At 60.7% G+C, this 15,622-nt stretch carries 18 protein-coding genes; 8 read left to right on the top strand and 10 right to left on the bottom strand.

What is annotated here, in order from left to right; genetic code table 11:
* Positions 1–43 precede the first annotated feature (43 nt).
* Positions 44–2,446 carry an acyltransferase family protein gene (locus MHX66_RS08900; RefSeq protein ID WP_239202358.1) on the top strand — a complete coding sequence of 801 codons (2,403 nt, stop codon included), beginning with the start codon at positions 44–46 and terminating at the stop codon, positions 2,444–2,446.
* 21 nt (positions 2,447–2,467) lie between these two features.
* On the opposite strand, the gene MHX66_RS08895 is transcribed toward MHX66_RS08900, so the two are convergent.
* Positions 2,468–3,283 carry an NAD-dependent deacylase gene (locus MHX66_RS08895; protein ID WP_304504321.1) on the bottom strand — a complete coding sequence of 272 codons (816 nt, stop codon included), beginning with the start codon at positions 3,281–3,283 and terminating at the stop codon, positions 2,468–2,470.
* A 139-nt stretch (positions 3,284–3,422) separates the two neighbouring features.
* On the opposite strand from MHX66_RS08895, the gene MHX66_RS08890 reads away from it, so the two are divergent.
* Positions 3,423–3,740 carry a YbjQ family protein gene (locus MHX66_RS08890; RefSeq protein WP_035003371.1) on the top strand — a complete coding sequence of 106 codons (318 nt, stop codon included), beginning with the start codon at positions 3,423–3,425 and terminating at the stop codon, positions 3,738–3,740.
* Between the two features lie 61 nt (positions 3,741–3,801).
* On the opposite strand, the gene MHX66_RS08885 is transcribed toward MHX66_RS08890, so the two are convergent.
* Positions 3,802–4,593 carry an SDR family oxidoreductase gene (locus MHX66_RS08885; protein ID WP_239202356.1) on the bottom strand — a complete coding sequence of 264 codons (792 nt, stop codon included), beginning with the start codon at positions 4,591–4,593 and terminating at the stop codon, positions 3,802–3,804.
* A 145-nt stretch (positions 4,594–4,738) separates the two neighbouring features.
* On the opposite strand from MHX66_RS08885, the gene MHX66_RS08880 reads away from it, so the two are divergent.
* Both MHX66_RS08880 and MHX66_RS08875 read left to right on the top strand, forming a co-directional pair.
* Positions 4,739–5,755 carry a hypothetical protein gene (locus tag MHX66_RS08880; protein WP_239202354.1) on the top strand — a complete coding sequence of 339 codons (1,017 nt, stop codon included), beginning with the start codon at positions 4,739–4,741 and terminating at the stop codon, positions 5,753–5,755.
* A 205-nt stretch (positions 5,756–5,960) separates the two neighbouring features.
* Complete coding sequence (locus MHX66_RS08875; RefSeq protein WP_239202352.1) at positions 5,961–7,019, top strand: hypothetical protein; 1,059 nt, start codon at positions 5,961–5,963, stop codon at positions 7,017–7,019.
* A 46-nt stretch (positions 7,020–7,065) separates the two neighbouring features.
* Here the strand turns inward: MHX66_RS08875 and MHX66_RS08870 are convergent, their stop codons facing one another.
* Positions 7,066–7,482 (bottom strand): hypothetical protein, encoded by a 417-nt coding sequence (locus tag MHX66_RS08870; protein ID WP_239202350.1) that lies wholly within the window; start codon positions 7,480–7,482, stop codon positions 7,066–7,068.
* A gap of 12 nt (positions 7,483–7,494) precedes the next feature.
* The gene (locus tag MHX66_RS08865; protein ID WP_239202348.1) at positions 7,495–8,658 is read right to left on the bottom strand and encodes a cystathionine gamma-synthase; all 1,164 of its coding nucleotides are present in this window, start codon (positions 8,656–8,658) and stop codon (positions 7,495–7,497) included.
* A 168-nt stretch (positions 8,659–8,826) separates the two neighbouring features.
* On the opposite strand from MHX66_RS08865, the gene MHX66_RS08860 reads away from it, so the two are divergent.
* Entirely contained in the window at positions 8,827–9,468 is a 642-nt protein-coding gene (locus MHX66_RS08860) for a DNA-3-methyladenine glycosylase (RefSeq protein ID WP_239202346.1), read from the top strand.
* 7 nt (positions 9,469–9,475) lie between these two features.
* Here MHX66_RS08860 and MHX66_RS08855 read toward each other — a convergent pair whose 3' ends face one another.
* Complete coding sequence (locus MHX66_RS08855) at positions 9,476–10,270, bottom strand: HNH endonuclease family protein (protein WP_255717347.1); 795 nt, start codon at positions 10,268–10,270, stop codon at positions 9,476–9,478.
* A gap of 159 nt (positions 10,271–10,429) precedes the next feature.
* Between MHX66_RS08855 and MHX66_RS08850 the strand changes: the two genes are divergently transcribed.
* Positions 10,430–11,197: a PaaI family thioesterase gene (locus MHX66_RS08850; RefSeq protein WP_239202345.1), complete on the top strand. Its 768-nt coding sequence runs from the start codon at positions 10,430–10,432 to the stop codon at positions 11,195–11,197.
* A 42-nt stretch (positions 11,198–11,239) separates the two neighbouring features.
* Here the strand turns inward: MHX66_RS08850 and MHX66_RS08845 are convergent, their stop codons facing one another.
* The 3 genes from MHX66_RS08845 to MHX66_RS08835 all read right to left on the bottom strand — a co-directional run bounded on the left by MHX66_RS08845 (position 11,240) and on the right by MHX66_RS08835 (position 12,825).
* Positions 11,240–11,590, bottom strand: coding sequence for a transglycosylase family protein (locus MHX66_RS08845; RefSeq protein ID WP_239202344.1), 351 nt, complete (start codon positions 11,588–11,590; stop codon positions 11,240–11,242).
* 270 nt (positions 11,591–11,860) lie between these two features.
* Positions 11,861–12,442: a hypothetical protein gene (locus MHX66_RS08840; protein ID WP_239202339.1), complete on the bottom strand. Its 582-nt coding sequence runs from the start codon at positions 12,440–12,442 to the stop codon at positions 11,861–11,863.
* A 92-nt stretch (positions 12,443–12,534) separates the two neighbouring features.
* Positions 12,535–12,825, bottom strand: coding sequence for a hypothetical protein (locus MHX66_RS08835; RefSeq protein ID WP_239202337.1), 291 nt, complete (start codon positions 12,823–12,825; stop codon positions 12,535–12,537).
* Between the two features lie 448 nt (positions 12,826–13,273).
* Between MHX66_RS08835 and MHX66_RS08830 the strand changes: the two genes are divergently transcribed.
* Positions 13,274–14,242 carry an NAD(P)/FAD-dependent oxidoreductase gene (locus MHX66_RS08830; protein WP_239202335.1) on the top strand — a complete coding sequence of 323 codons (969 nt, stop codon included), beginning with the start codon at positions 13,274–13,276 and terminating at the stop codon, positions 14,240–14,242.
* Positions 14,235–14,837, top strand: a complete 603-nt coding sequence (locus MHX66_RS08825) for a DJ-1/PfpI family protein (RefSeq protein WP_239202333.1) — start codon at positions 14,235–14,237, stop codon at positions 14,835–14,837. Before MHX66_RS08830 ends, MHX66_RS08825 begins: the two co-directional genes overlap by 8 nt.
* Positions 14,838–14,903: 66 nt before the next feature.
* On the opposite strand, the gene MHX66_RS08820 is transcribed toward MHX66_RS08825, so the two are convergent.
* Both MHX66_RS08820 and MHX66_RS10640 read right to left on the bottom strand, forming a co-directional pair.
* On the bottom strand, positions 14,904–15,206 hold the full coding sequence (locus tag MHX66_RS08820) for an LOG family protein (protein ID WP_239202331.1): 303 nt from the start codon (positions 15,204–15,206) through the stop codon (positions 14,904–14,906).
* Positions 15,207–15,394: 188 nt separating this feature from the next.
* Positions 15,395–15,559 carry a MepB family protein gene (locus MHX66_RS10640; protein WP_370646298.1) on the bottom strand — a complete coding sequence of 55 codons (165 nt, stop codon included), beginning with the start codon at positions 15,557–15,559 and terminating at the stop codon, positions 15,395–15,397.
* Positions 15,560–15,622: the final 63 nt, after the last annotated feature.

Here is a 15,622-nt window from a genome sequence, read left to right as displayed (position 1 = left end):
CGTTTCGATATTTTTCCCGCTGCTCAATAGACTTATTCAAGTTATGGCACAGGGAAACTCTTCGGCGGACGATAGCGCAGCCACGAAGGCAGAGCAGTCCAACGCCACAAAGGTAAAGCAAAAGGCAACGGCAGAGGCCGGCGCCACGACCAAGGGCACCTCCGGTAAGCCCGGCGCATCGTCCAGCATGATGCGCTACGACATCGAAGGTCTGCGCGGCCTAGCCATCGGCCTGGTCGTGATCTTCCACGTTTTCGTCGGCAAGGTTAGTTCCGGCGTGGACGTGTTCTTGCTACTCGGCGGCATCTTCTTCTTCGGCAGCCAGCTGCGCAACGCGCAGAACCCGAAGGGGCTCACCTTCATTCAGTCTCTGATTCGCATCATCCGGCGACTATTCCCACTACTCGCAGTGGTGGTCGCCAGCGTATTGGCGGCGTCGCTACTTCTCATGAATCGCCTGGTGCACGTACAGATGGCAAAGGATGCGGTGGCTTCCCTGGGCTACTACATCAACTGGCAGCTGGCGTACTCCGGCCGCGAATACACCTCTGTGCGCACCACCGTCAGCCCCTTCCAACACCTGTGGTCCATGTCGGCGCAGCTGCAGATTTACGTAGCATCCCTGGTGGTCGTTACCCTGCTTGCCCTCATCTTCCGGAAGTACGCACGCCCGGCCCTGCTGGTTGTGCTCACCGCCGCGACGGTGCTTTCTTTCACCTACGCCACGTACTTCCACTTTGAAGACCAGACCATCAACTACTACTCCACGCTGAGCCGCTTCTGGGAGATCGGCCTGGGTGGCCTGCTGGGCATGCTGTTGCTGCGCCGCGACGCGAATGGCAACCCCGTGCTGCGTCCGTTGGGTCGATGGACCCGCACCGTGATGGGCATTGTCGGCCTGGGCATGATCATCAGCACCGGCCTCTTCCTGGACGGCGCGGACCAGTTCCCCGGCCCGTGGACGCTAATTCCCCTGGGTGGTGCTCTGCTGGTGGTCCTTTCTGGTCACTCCGGCGAGCCCGTCGGCGTGACCCGACTGCTGTTGACGCGCCCATTCCAATTCCTGGGCCGCATCAGCTACGCCCTGTACGTATGGCACTGGCCGATTCTGGTGCTGTGCGTCTACTACTTCAACGTTCCCAAGGTCAGCCCGGGCCTGGGTGCAGTCGTGATCGCGGCCAGCGTGGTGCTGGCCTGGCTCTCCAACAAGCTGATCGAGCGCCCCCTGCGCCAGGGCAAGAAGCCCGAGCGCAACTGGGTGCTGCTCAGCCCGAAGTACTGGGCAAAGTCCCTGTCCGCCTGGCCGAAGGCCGTCTATGCCGTGCTGATTCTGGTGCTCGCTGGGTCTGTGGTGGCGTCACCAAAGTATCTACAGCACCGCGAGGATGTGAACAGCGAACAGTTGTGGGAGTTGGCCGCAGATAGGTCGATCTACCCCGGCGCGGCGAGCTTCCTGGTGAACGCCCCCGTGCCGGAGAACATGCCGATCGTGCCGCCGCTGGAGGACTTCCACGCCCTGCTGCCGCAGACGCAGCCCGATGGTTGCCAGATCGGTTTCGATAGCGATGCTCTGATCCTGACGAAGAATTTCAACCGTTCCGACGAGGAATGCGCGTATGGCGACGTCAACTCCGACAAGACCATCTATGTGATCGGCGGCTCGCATTCCGAGCACTACATTCCGGCGCTGGACATCGTGGGCCGCAACCGGCACGTGAAGATGATCCCGCTGCTGAAGATGGGCTGCCCGGTAAACGCCAAGATCACGCGTGTCAATGGCGAGGAGTACCCCTCCTGCCTCAGCTGGTCGGAGAAGGTCGTGGATTACATCAAGGAGAACCCGCCGACAGAAGGCATCTTCATGACCGGTACGCGCCCAACCTCGATCGGTGGCGCTGGCCCGGAGCAGGTGCCGCAAGAGTACAAGGATCTGGTGCAGAGCTTCACGGACCAGGGGATTCACAGTTGGCTGATGCGCGATAACCCGTGGCAGACCACCGATGAGGGCGCTCCCCGTGACATGCGCGCCTGCGTGGCCGAGATGATGGAAGGCAAGCAGGGCGAGGTTGCGGAAAACGCGGACTTCCCCGGCCTTGCGAACCCCGGCCGCCCGAACTTCGACGAAGTGCTGGCCATCAACGCCGAGTGCGGCCAGAGCGTTTGGGATTCCCTGCTTCCTGTGGATCCTTCCATCGAAGCGTACAAGGGCATGGATGTAACCCTCATGGATCTGACTGCTGCGGTGTGCCGCGAGGATTGGTGCCCTTCCATCATCGGCAACATGGCGGTCTACCGCGATGCGCACCACTTCAACAACATCTTCGCGGAAACGCTGGCTCCGGAGATCGAGGCGCAGATGTTCGACCCGAACCACAAGATCCCGCCGATGAACGCCGGCCTGATGCCGAAGAATAGCCAGCCGGCTCCTCCGAATCCGCAGAACTAGCGGGGCTGACTCAGCGCCACGCTAGGCGCCCTCCGCCGCCTCCACCACCAGCGGTGCCCCGTTCGCTGCGGTCGTGCGCAGCGACCATGTGCACATATCGGTCAGGTCGGTGCGCGCGGGCGAGATCTCCACGATAAGCGTGCCGCGCCGGGCCGCGATCGCGGGCAGGCCTGCGGCGGGCCACACCACTCCCGACGTGCCAATGATCACCACCAGATCCGCCGCCCGCATTGCCTCCTCGGCTGCCTCCCACTCCCGGTGCGGCAGCGGCTCGCCGAACCACACCACTCCCGGCCGCACCGGATTCCCGCACAGTGAGCACGTCGGAGGCGTGACGCGCTCCACCTGCTTCTCGGGCAGCTCGGGCATGCGCGCGGGCTTGCTACAAATGCTGCAGCGATAGCGAAACAGGCTCCCATGTAGGTGCGCCACGTTCTTACTGCCGCCACGCTCGTGCAGGTCGTCGATGTTTTGGGTTGTTACGTGTACGGTGACGCCCCCTCGTTCCGCCCACTCACCTATCGCCCGGTGCCCCGCGTTTGCCTCTGCGCGGCGGCATAGCACCGCCCGCCACAGATACCAGGCAAGCATGGGCTCGGGATCCTTCGCCCAAGAATCCAAAGTGGCCATCGCCTGGGGATCTACATGCGACCAGATGCCGGTCTGCGCGTCGCGGAAGGTATCCAAACCGGAATCGGCGGACATGCCAGCCCCGGTGAACATTTCCACGTGCTTGGCGCCACCCACTGCGGCGACGAGGTCTTCCGGCAGGTCCTCCAACTTCAGCGGCTGGAGATCGTCGGAGGTGGACTGCGGGCTGGCGATCACGGTGACCATGCCCCCACCCTAGCCGGAAGGCCAACTGAGGTTTTCACGCGCGCGCAACCCACGCAGTCCTCTATAGTCAGTTGCATAAGCGCGCCCGCGGCAGACGTGGGCGTCATTAAGAAAGACTCGCAGAAAGGCTAACAACGCCATGATCGTCACTACCACCAACACCGTCGAGGGCCACACCATTGGGCAGTACCTGCGCATCGTCTCGGGCGAGACGGTGGCCGGTATCAACATGTTCAAGGACATCGGCGCGGGCTTCCGCAACATCACCGGTGGCCGCTCCTCCGCATACGAGGGCGAGATCCTGCAGGCTCGCGAGAGCGCACTGAAGGAGATGGTGGATCGCGCGCTGGAGATGGGCGCGCACGGCATCGTCGGCGTGGACGTGGACTACGAGTCCCTGGGCCAGGGCGGCATGGTGATGGTCAGCGCGACCGGCACTGCCGTCACCTTCCAGTAGACCCTGGTTGCCGGGGATAACCCGGCGCGACTGACCCGCCGAGCACCTCGTGCGCCAAACTTTAGACCTGGTCGAGCGGGCGGATCATGATGGACTCCACATCCATGTGGCGGGGGCGGTCCGCGATCCAGCGAATGGCCTCGCCGATGTCCTCTGCCTGCAGGTTTAGCTTGTCCGCGTAAACCTCCTCGGCCCGCTCTGCGTCGCCCTTGAAGCGGTTTAAGCTGAAGTCGGTAGCCACCCGGCCCGGATCCACCTGGCAGACGCGCACGCCCGCCTCGGCGAACTCCATGCGCATCACGTCGGTCAGGGCAGTCTGCCCGAATTTCGCCGCGTTGTAGCCCGCACCCCCGCGGTAGGCGCCGCGACCAGCAACGGAAACCACATTAATAACCTGCGGCGCGTCCGCCACCTGCAGCTGATCGAACAGCGCGCGCGTGACCTCCAGGGTGCCCATCACGTTCGCCTCGAACATCCAGCGCCAATCCTCCGGATCGGCTTCCAGCACGGGGTCAAGCCCCCGCGCGCCGCCTGCATTGTTGACCAGTAGGTCTAGCTTGGAGCCCGTCAGCTCGGCGAGCGCTGCGGTGAAATTATCTATTGACGCCCTATCCGTCACATCCAGCACAAGGGGCGTAGCCTTGCCGCCCTCCTGGGCAATCGTTTTCGCTACCTGCTCTAGCTTTTCTGCACGGCGCGCGGCCAGAACCATATGCCAGCCGTCCGCAGCCAGCAGCTTCGCGGTCGCCTCGCCGATGCCGGCACTCGCGCCAGTGACGACGGCGACGCGGGAGTTGGTTGGTGGGGTGGGCGTGGATCCTTCATTCATGGACTCTGCATTCGTGGAACTCATGGATTCCAATGTAGCGACCAACCATAGGCCGCGAGGGCCATTTAGCTGTGGTTTGAGACAATACCTGCAGAACACTGCAATAGAGAAAGCCATGCATTAACCTTTCCCTTTAGCAAAGGTTATGGCATCCCCTTAAGGAATTCTTATGACTAATAATTACGGAGGCGGTTACCCCGGCCCCGGAGATGGTTCCCAGAACAACCCGGGACAGAACCCAAATCAGCCCCAGAATCCGTTTGGCCAGCAGAGCTACGGTAATCAACAGTTCCCGAGCAACCAGAACCAAGGACAACAGGGTCAGCCGAGCCAGTCAGGTTATGGTCAACAGCCGTACGGCCAGCAGGGGCAACCGAGCCAACCGGGATACGGCCCGCAGGGGTATGGCCAGCAAGGCTTCGGTCAGCAGGGGTACGGCCAACCGGGCCAGCCGGGTCAGAATCCGTTCAACTCGCAGCCTTATGGCGCGTACGGCCAGCCAGGCAATGTCGGAGGTAACGGCGGTGGCAACGGCGGCAAGATCATCGGCATCATCGTCGCCGCAGTGGTCGTAATCGGCCTGATCGTTGGTGGTTTCTTCCTACTGAACAAGGATGACGAAGAGAGCACGGACGCCTCCAGTTCCTCGTCGAGCTCTGAAGAGTCTGGCTCGTCGGAGGAGACCAGCGAGAGCTCCTCCGAATCCAGCTCGGATTCCAGCACCTCGGAGACTTCATCTTCCTCTAAGGAGCCTGCGAAGGCTGGCGATATCGGCGGCCCGGATCATTCGATGGACAGGACTTATGCCGACGCGATGCCCAAGCAGATGCAGGATCTGGTGTACGACTGCCGTAACGGCACCTTCGAACTGGCACGCGATAACAACCGCAGGGTCAAGGGCGTGCAGTGCACCGGTGTATGGGACTCCGCTTGGGAGTTCAAGAAAGTGGACTTCGTCCGTGATGCGAAATTCGTACCTGAGGAAATCGACTACGTGAAGAAACAGGGCGCTAAAATTTGGTCCGATGACCCAGACAACTTCGCGGGCTACCTACTTCAGGGTTCCAAGCCATTCCTATTCGTCATTAACAAGTCCAAGGGCATCGCCATGGAAACCAAGATGCACTTCGAAGACGAATCCGCCCTGCAAGAGGCTCTCACCCAGTTGGGCTACAAGAGGCCTTAGCTTCAGCACAGAGGAATCCCCCCCCCCGCTATTCACCCCTATTCCAATAAAAGAATAACGAGTAGGAACATCCCGCGGATCTCGTAACATTTGACCTACTGAGCGCCGCGGGAAGGCGCCCTTCACACGAGACCGGGCGCCATTTGCTTCCCAGGCACCAAAAGCCGAAAACGACGTTTCCAGAGATTTAAGGACCTGCCCCCTCATGACGAACAATAATCCCTTCGACAACCAGCCCAACCAGGGCGGCAACAACGGGGAGAACAACCCCTTTAACAACGGCTCCAACCCAAGTGACGAGACCACCCAGTGGGGCGCAAACCAGAACCAGCCGCAAGGCGGTCAGCCGTACGGCGCACAGCAGCCGCAGCCCGGGGGCTACGGTCAGCCCGGCCCGCAAGGCGGCTACGGCCAGCCGGGTGCGCCTGGACAGCCCGGCCAGAATCCTTTTAACCAGGGTGGCTACAGCCAACCCGGTCAGCCCGGTCAGCCCAGCCAGCCCGGTCAGCCCGGCCAGAACCCCTTCGCTGGCGGTGCTGCCAGCTCCTACGGTCAAAACCTAAACTCCGGCGGAGGCACAGGCAAGGTTATCGGCATCATCATCGCCCTTGCTGTCGTCATTGCCCTGGCAGTAGGCGGCTTCTTCCTGCTGGCCAAGGATGATGAAGGTACCGACTCCGACGAAACTTCGACCTCCCAGTCCGAGGGCGCCGACGAGTCCACTGAAGAAAGCACTGAGGAAGGATCCGAAGAGAGCTCCGAGGAGTCCACCTCTTCCGAGACTTCGAGCGCGCCCAGCTCCACCGCAGCACAGAGGGGCGACGTCGGCGGACCCGATGATTCCCTCCCCGCCACCTACAAGGATGCAATGCCGGAGAAGGTTAACGACCTGATCAATAAGTGCAAAGATGGAACCTTCACCCTGAACTACTACGACTCCTCCAAGAAGCCCCGTGACATGACCGGTGCGAACTGTAAGGGCGTGCGAGGCTCGGGCTGGGCCTACTGGGACGTGGACTTCATCAAAGACAAGGAGTACGTCGACGTCAAGGAAAAGGAATTCAAGGACGGCGGCGCAGAGATTGTAAACGACAAGCCAAACGAGTACGCCGGCTACGTTAAAGACCGGGGCAACACGATCGTGTTCATCTTCAACAAGGACAAGGACATGGTTCTAGAGTCCAAGCTCATCGCCCCGAAGCCCGGCGAGGTCAAGCAGGTATTCGACGAGCTTGGTTACTCCGGTGTTGCCGATGACGCCTAACCCACGACCGGCTAGCTAAATACCGTTCCTGGCTAGCGCCCAACCGCTACAGCGGTTGGATCCAGCCCTGCTGCACGGCGTGTTGGTACCCACCGACGAGTGCCGCGCCCAGGGCAAAAGCACCTACGACACCGCCGACCCAGGCCAAGATGCCTGCGATCGGCGGTGCATCTTTACCCAGGGAACCTGCGGGGTCGGTGCTGCCCAGCGGGAAGGTCTTCAACAGCCATTCGGCACCCGGGTTCGCAGCCTCAATGCTGCCGGCCAACGAGCCTTCATTAGTGGCTTCTGGGTTGTTCGGATTGGAGTCCGGGTCGACGGGCTGGGTGATCGGGGCGGTGCTCGAGCCGTTGCCTTCGGACGGGGCAATGGCCTGCGCCGGGGTGGCTGCGATGGCGCTGACGGCTAGGGCGCTTGCGGTGGCTAGGGCGGTGAGGGACTTGGAAGAAGAAAAGGACTTCATAAGCCCCGTATTTTAAAGCTGTTCCAGAGCCTGCGCGACATCTGCGAGCAGATCCTCCAGATCCTCAATACCAATGGAAATGCGCACCAGGTCGCGCGGAACCTCCAGCTGGGATCCCGCAACCGACTGGTGAGTCATCGTCGCCGGGTGCTCCAGCAGCGATTCCACGCCGCCCAGCGACTCCGCCAGACAGATCAGCTTGGTGGATTGGCAGAACTTCAGTGCCGCTTCCTCGGAGTGGAAGCGCACGGAGATCATGCCACCAAACCCCTTGCCGGTGGACTGGCGCTTGGCCACCTCGTGTCCAGGGTGCTGCGGCAGACCCGGGTACAGGACGGTGGCGACTTCCTCCCGCTCATCCAAGTATTCCGCGATGGCCTGCGCGTTCGAACAGTGGCGATCCATCCGCACGCCCAGGGTCTTCAGGCCACGGGCATTCAGGTAGGCATCGAAAGGCGAAGCAATCGGGCCCGCACCGCCGAGCAGGAAGTCCAGATCCTCGTCCAGCTGTGCATCGTTGCTGACGATCGCGCCGCCGACCACATCGGAGTGCCCGCCGATGTACTTCGTGGTGGAGTGCAGCACCACATCCGCTCCGTGGTCCAGGGGGCGCTGCAGGTAGGGGCTGCAGAAGGTGTTATCCACGATCAGCTTCGGGCGCGTGGGGGCGTCATTACCAAACTCGTCGGAGAGCACCTCGGCGATAGCGGCGATGTCGGTCACGGCGAGCAGCGGGTTCGTCGGGGTCTCCAGCCACACCAGCTTCGTCTGCGGGGTCAGCGCCGCACGGACGGCCTCGGGGTCGGTGGTGTCAACCACGGTGAAGTCCACGTTCCAGTCCTTGAAAACGGTGGCGATCAGGCGATACGTGCCGCCGTAAGCGTCGTGCCCCATGATCACGTGGTCGCCGGGGCGCAGCAGCACGCGCAGCAGGTGATCGGTGGCGGCCATGCCGGAAGCGTAGACGCGACCGTGCTTGCCACCCTCCAAGGCGGCGACCGTGCGGGCCAGCGAATCGACGGTGGGGTTCGCCACGCGGCCGTACTCGTAGCCTCCGCGCAGATCGTTCGGTGCATCCTGGGCGAACGTGGTGGAGGCGTAGATCGGCACGTTGATGGAGCCCATGAACTCGTCGGGCTCGTAGCCTGCGTGGATGGCATCTGTGTTGTGGGCCATGGAAACTCCTCTTCGAACTAGTGCTTGGTCGCGCGTAGTCGCGCTTGTCGGCGCCGGGTGAACCGATCCGGCGCGTATCGTTTCAACGATTATAGACTAAGCAGTCTAGTTTTCGGCAACAATGGACCAACCTTGGCGGGTTTAGGGCAATAGCACCACAATGGCTACATGGATCGAAGCGCAAAGAGAATCGACTTCACCCAACCCGCCGACGTCGTCGCCCCTCTTTTGTTGGGCGCGGTCTTGCGCCACGGCGGAGTGGCTATCGAGTTGACCGAGGTCGAGGCCTACCTAGGGACTGCAGACGAAGCCTCCCATGCCTTCAACGGCCCGACCCCTCGTTGCGAGGTTATGTTTGGCCCTCCCCAGCACCTCTACGTGTATGCCAGTTACGGCATCCACCGTGCCGGCAACCTGGTGTGCAGCCCCGATGGCGAGGCTGGAGGAGTACTGCTGCGCGCAGGAAAACTCATCGAGGGGCTCGATATTGCCCGTGCCCGGCGCGGATCAAAGCCCGCGGATGAAGCGCTTGCGCGTGGGCCGGGAAACCTGGGCGCAGCACTTGGTTTGAACCTGGACCTTAATGGCTCGGCGGTTGATCAAGTGATTTCTGGCGCAGGCGATACCTCATCCCCTGCTGCCCCGTTTACCCTGACCCCACGCACAGCTATCCCAGAGATCACCCGTGGCAAACGCATAGGGATCACCAAGAACGCGGATGCCTTACTCCGCTTCTGGGTGCCCGGCGACCGCAGCGTTTCCAGCCCTCGCGGCCGGCAGCTGGGAAGCCCACTGCGCACACCCTCGTAGTGGGCTTCTAGCAGCGGCCGAGTTCGCGCTGAATCGCCGCCTTTTCCGCCTGCGTAACCCACAGCTGGTACTCCGCCTTCACACGCACCTGAATGGAGACATAAGTGCAGCGGAAACCCTTATTCGCCGGCAGCCACGTCGCGGCATCGCCCGCACCCTTTTGCATGTTCGCCGGCCCATCCACAGCCAGCAGGTTCATCGGATCGTTGGCAAACTGCTCGCGCCGCTCCGGGGAAAGCTGCTGCGCACCCTTCTGCCAGGCATCGGCCAGCGCCACCACGTGGTCGATCTGCACTGCCCGGCTGGTGTTCTGCCCACGGACAAAGTGGATGCGCTGGTCGGTATAGGGATCCTGCAGATCACCACTGAGCACCTTGCAACCTTTCGGCGCCTCCACGTTGGTGAGGTCGCGCGCGAGGATGTCATTGCGCTGGTCGCAACCGTTGCGGTCGATATCCTTCCACCGCTGGCCGAACTCGTCGCGGCTGTAGCCCGTCTTCGGCGCGCGCCCCTTGACCGCCAACGTCTCCAGCAGATCCAGCATGTTTTGCTGGTGCAGCGACCGTTCCGGCGCTGCGGGTTGCTCTGGCTCTGGTTCGGGGTGCTCTGGGGGCTCGGATTGTTCTGGCTGCTCCGGCACCGTTTCTGTGGTCGGTTCTACCGGTGCTTCCGAGCTTTGTGACGCCGAACCTCCGCCCTCTAGGAACTCCGCACCCTCGGCGCACCCACCGAGCAGCAAACTCACGCCCACTAGCAGCGCCGCTGCACGAGCGGATACACGCCCACTTACCCTCTTGCTCATAGTCCAACACGCTAGCAATCGCCCTGGACAGTCCCGGCGAGCATCCACCTTAAGTTTCGAACAAGCGTGCGGGGCGGCGCGGGCGTAGGGGCGTCAACAAAAAGAGAATACTTTTATACCTGCTTACCGCTAGCGGTCTCGCGGTAGCATAAACGCATCATGAAACCTCTGAAGAAGATTTACCGCGCACAAATGAAGGCAGTACCGGCCTTCGCAGACAAGATGATCGAGAAGCCGAACCGCATGCGGCGCATGATGAACCTCTGGCCACCGCTGCTGTGCTCCGGCATTAAGATGACCCGCGTTTCCGAAGACTGGGCACACGCGCGCATCGTGCTGAACCTGCGTTGGTGGAACGCCAACATGCACGGCGCCGCCTTCGGCGGAACGCTGTTTGCCATGACGGATGTGCTGTTCGGCACCCTGATCGCCCGCCGTCTTGGCACTGAATACGAAGCCTGGACCCGTACCGGCACCTTCCAATTCCTCAAGCCCGGTCGCAGTGGGGCATACATGGACGTGGATCTCACGCCCGAGCTGATCAACTGGATCACCGAAACCGTCGAAGAGGACGGCTACTGCAACGTGCCGTACACCTCCATCATTTACAACAAGGACGGCTCCATCGTGGGCATCGGCCAGCAGGATCTGCACGTCCGCCCGCGCGGTGGAGGCAAGCGCGCCGACCGGCCGAAGCAGGCCCTGCAGCCGCGCGGCCTAGTGTTGGAATCGCTGGCAAACGCCGTGGTCTGGCACTGCTTCAAGGATCAGCCGGAGATCCTGACCGTGCTCATGTCCGAACAGCGCCGCATCCCCGATCCCGAGGATCAGATGCGCCACGTGGTGAAGGTAGCACTAGAAAAATCCACCAAGTCCCGGGAGGACCTGGTGGCTCTAGATATTCCGGAAAAGTACCTGGACGCTTAAGTTAGCCCGGTACTAAATTAGTCCGGTACCTAGCTCAAGCGATTAGCCGAGCACCTTGCCGCAGTTCGGCCAAGCGCCTGCACCCTGCTTGGCCAGGACCTTCTCGGCGATCTCAATCTGCTGCGCCTTCGTGGCCTGGTTAGCGGTTGGGGCGTACTTCGTGCCACCGAAGCCAGACCAGGTCTGAGCACTGAACTGCAGCCCGCCGTAGTAGCCGTTGCCCGTGTTGATGCTCCAGTTGCCACCGGACTCGCATTGCGCAACCTGATCCCAGGCGCTTACTGGTGCGGCCTGTGCGGCCGGGGCTGCCACAGCTGCGGCGGCTGCCGGAGCAGCAACCAGGCCTGCGGCCATACCGATGCGGGCGAAAGCGGTCTTTACGGACTTATTCATGTAGACGAAAACTCCTTCTGCGAAGCCGACCGGGTGGCTGGCCTCATATCGATTGTTTGATGTCTACGCGGCCGCGCTTTGCGACTGCACGCTGGCAGTTACGCGAAGTATCGCGCCCCGGGTGTTTGCCGGGCGGCTGCCACTAAGTACGCAAACTTACGCACTCTCCCCCGGGGTGCGTCAACCGAAAAAGCACTAAATCCCGAAAGAATCTCGGATTGATAACGAAATTTAAGGGGCTTCTTATCCCCCGCCCCCTTTTTTTTTGAACTATCGGCGCGGGCCGTAGACCGCAGCCGATTCGATGCGGGTAGGCACCACGTACGCGATTGCGGCGGTGCAAACAATGCCCGTGAGCGTGACCAACGTCCCCCAGTCGCCACTTAGCAGTCCGCCCGCGAGCACCCATGCGATCGCGGCGACTGATGCCAGCGCGATCACGGCCATGCCAAAGAGGTGCTCGTTGCCCGTACCGGAAACCGGTATGTACAGGAGCCCGGCGAGTACGCCGATGACGCCCGCAATCACTCCAGTCAGTACGGCAGGTCCTACGCCCGCGGAAGCCTCACCAGGGATAAAGCCCACCAAGAGATCCACGATGAACACCGCAGCGAAAGTAACAGCCGCGGCCAGAACAGCGAGGACTATGAGGTTCATCGCAACCTTCTTGCCGTCGTAACGGCCGGCCAGCAGGCCTTCGCGCGGGTCCCGCGGGGGCTGGTTGTAGCCAGAGTTATAGCCCTGCGGGTACTGCTGCTGATTGTTGTAGCCAGAATTGTAGCCGCCATAACCGCTATTGCCCTGCGTGTTGAACATGCGGGTCTGATCGTCGTTTCCTTGCGGGTAAGTCACCCAACGCTCCTTTCACTGGCGTTTCAGGTGGCCTATGTTACCGGAGTGACTATTGAGTAGTCACCCCTCTCCGCAGCTTTAGTGATCGAGCTTTAGTGATCGTCCCAGTGGTCACCGTGCTTGGCGTGACGGTGGCCGTCGTGAATGTAGTCCACGTGGTCGTCGTGCGGAACGGCGACGTGGCCGCAGTTCGGGCCATGCTCGTGGTCGTGATCCTCGTGGACCTGATGCTCCGTGGTCTCGCACTCGTCCCAGTGCCCCTCGTGCTCGCGGTGCAGGTGGCCATCGTGGACGTAATCGACGTGGTCGCCGTGCGGGATGGCGACGTGACCACAGTTCGGGCCGTGCTTGTGATCATGATCGGCGTGGGTAGTGCAGCTCATGATGAACTCCTTTATTACAGGCAACCATGGAGCCACTTCCCTAGGATTAGGCGGGCCAGTAGGTTGCTTCGACGCTTTCTATACTGCCCTCTCACCTGCTACGTTGTCAATACGTTTTCAATAAATACTGGTGAGATACGCCTCGGCGCTGCACATGTACGTACCGATGCTGCCGTAGTTAACCTGTGCGGACTTCGCGACGAGGTATGCCCGCTGGGGCGCATTGGGGACCGCCCAGCTGACAAACACCTGGCTCCCCCAAATCCGCTCCCAGAACGTGTGGCGGAATATTGATGCGCGCAGCGGCACCCTTAGAGCAGTTGATAAAGCTCTTCCGAATCGCCTTTTCAGAGTAGGTTTGCACGATACTCCACCTTTCCGTCGCGCGAATCGCACCAAACATGCAGGTACAGTGGCCGAGTGTAACGATCCTCGAAGGGAGTAGATCATGGCATGCAATGCGACTGAACCACTCGACGTACTCATCATCGGCGGAGGGTTTGCGGGCACTGCGGCGGGTGTTACCCTCGCCCGGGCTCAGCGGACCGTAGGAATCATCGACAGCGGAAAACCGCGTAACCGCTTCAGCGCCCATTCCCATGGCATTTTGGGCCGTGACGGGGCTAACCCAATGGAGCTGCTGGACCAAGGCCGCAAAGAATTCATGACTTTCGGCGGTGAAGTGACCCAGGGTGAGGTCACCTCCCTCGAGCAAACAGACAACGCATGGACGGCCACTACGGCCGACGGACAGCAGTTTCCGGCCCGACAGGTACTCATTGCGACGGGCATCACCGACGAACTGCCAGACGTACCGGGCTTAGCCGAGCTTTGGGGATCGCGAGTTTTCCACTGCCCTTATTGCCACGGCTACGAGGTCCGGGGGCGCGACCTTGCCGTCATCGGCGGAAAGAACCCCAGGTTTACGACGCATATGGTGCACTTGATGCGGAAGTGGACCGATCGCGTCACGTTCTTCACCAATGGGCTCTCCCTTGACGAAGCCGACCGTGCACTGTTCGAGAAGCGCGGTGTTGCTCTTATGGACGCCCACGTCACCGAGGTGCAACCCGACCCTGAGTCAGAAGCGGGAGTTCTGGTGAGCATCGCCGATCCCAACGAAAGTGGCGACTCTGCCTTTACTACCCGCGCCTTTGAAGCGTGCTTCACCGGCCCGGAATTCCACCCCAATGATCAACTGCTGCTAGCAGCTGGTTGTGAATCCGAAAACGGCTGGGTAGTTAGGCAACCCAGTGGCCGGACCTCCAAAGCCGGACTGTGGACAGCCGGCAATGTCACCAGCTCCCCCGACCAGGTTTCTCAGGCGATGGGCACCGGCGTGGCCACTGCGATCGCGATCGATCAGTTCTTACTGCACGAAGAAATGCAGCAGGTTCGAGGGCAGACCCATGAATAACGGACGACCACAGCGCGTAGCGTTTATTCTTTTCGACGGGTTTGAGCTGCTGGATGTCTTTGGGCCTGCCGAAATTTTCTCCAAGGTGCCTGGCCTACAGGTGGAATTCGCCTCCGCGGATAGGGAACCTGTAGCCAGCTCCCAAGGTGTAAAGATTCTCCCCGATACGGCCTTCGATTCCCTAGATTGCGACACCATTGTGGTCCCCGGTGGCCAAGGAACGCGAGCTCTCGTCAAAGATGCAGATTTCCTGGCCCGCATCGATAGGGTCGCGAGCTGCGCCTCACTTGTCTGCTCGGTATGCACGGGTTCAGCGGTTTTGGCTGCAGCTGGTCTGCTGGAGGGATACGCCGCCACCAGCAATAAGCTTGCGTTTGATTGGGCCACGTCTTTCGGCAAGGACATCGACTGGAAAAGCTCTTCCCGGTGGGTGCACGACCGAGATCGTTGGACGTCGTCCGGTGTGGCCGCGGGTATAGATATGGCCGTCGCCTTCGTCTCCCACTTCTTCGGCGCTCCACTTGCGGAGAAGATCGCCCATGACCTAGAGATTCAAGTTAACAGCGACCCGGACCACGACCCGTTCGCGGTATAGCTTCCAGTCCAGCAAATGCAAACAAATATCGCTTTACTCGGTACCTACTGCAATACAATTTAGAAACTAATTCCACTTGGGGCACGGCGCAGCCCAAGAATTGAGCGCGACGAGAAGTTCATCAACGGTGTCGGCGACAATAAGCGTGTCGACATCATCTTGACGAATAAATCCCTCGTCTGCCATATGCTTGAGCATCGATACCGTAGGTGCCCAGAAACTTGAACCAAAAAGGGCAATGGGCTTGCTATGAAGCCCGAGTTGTTGAGCTGTCCACGCATCAAAAAATTCGTCTAACGTTCCAGCGCCGCCAGGCAAACACACGTAGGCATCGACCAGGTCACTCATCCGTTGCTTACGCTGATGCATTGTGTCAACAATCTCGAGGTGTGAAAGACCCCGATGTGAAGTGTCCCAGGTTTTGTTCCGTTTGAGTAGATGGGAAAATCTGGAACACTTCAGACCCCGATGGCTATCTACTCACAATCCATGACAAAAAGTAGGCAAGCTAGCTAATAAGAAACACTTCCTACCGCCTATCCGGGAGGAATAGGCGGTCAGAATTCTGTAAACGATGCCTGTTGCTGCTTTTGAGTCTTTAAAGCGCTGGAGTTCAGCCCTTCACACCATGGTGGATATACCCTAAATCGGACCTGACCCCTGTTTGGTAGACACCTCTGATTCCGGCCGTGTTGGGTCGGGGAAAGGTAATCTACCTCCATGCCTAGGAAGGTTTATTCGGATCAGTTCAAGCGTGACGCGGTCGCGATGTACGAGAACGATCC

This window comes from Corynebacterium sp. ACRPH (genome assembly GCF_022347285.1).
Taxonomy (GTDB): Bacteria; Actinomycetota; Actinomycetes; order Mycobacteriales; family Mycobacteriaceae; genus Corynebacterium.
Note: the sequence above shows the minus strand (reverse complement) of the source record. Positions and strands in the feature narration are given on the sequence as shown.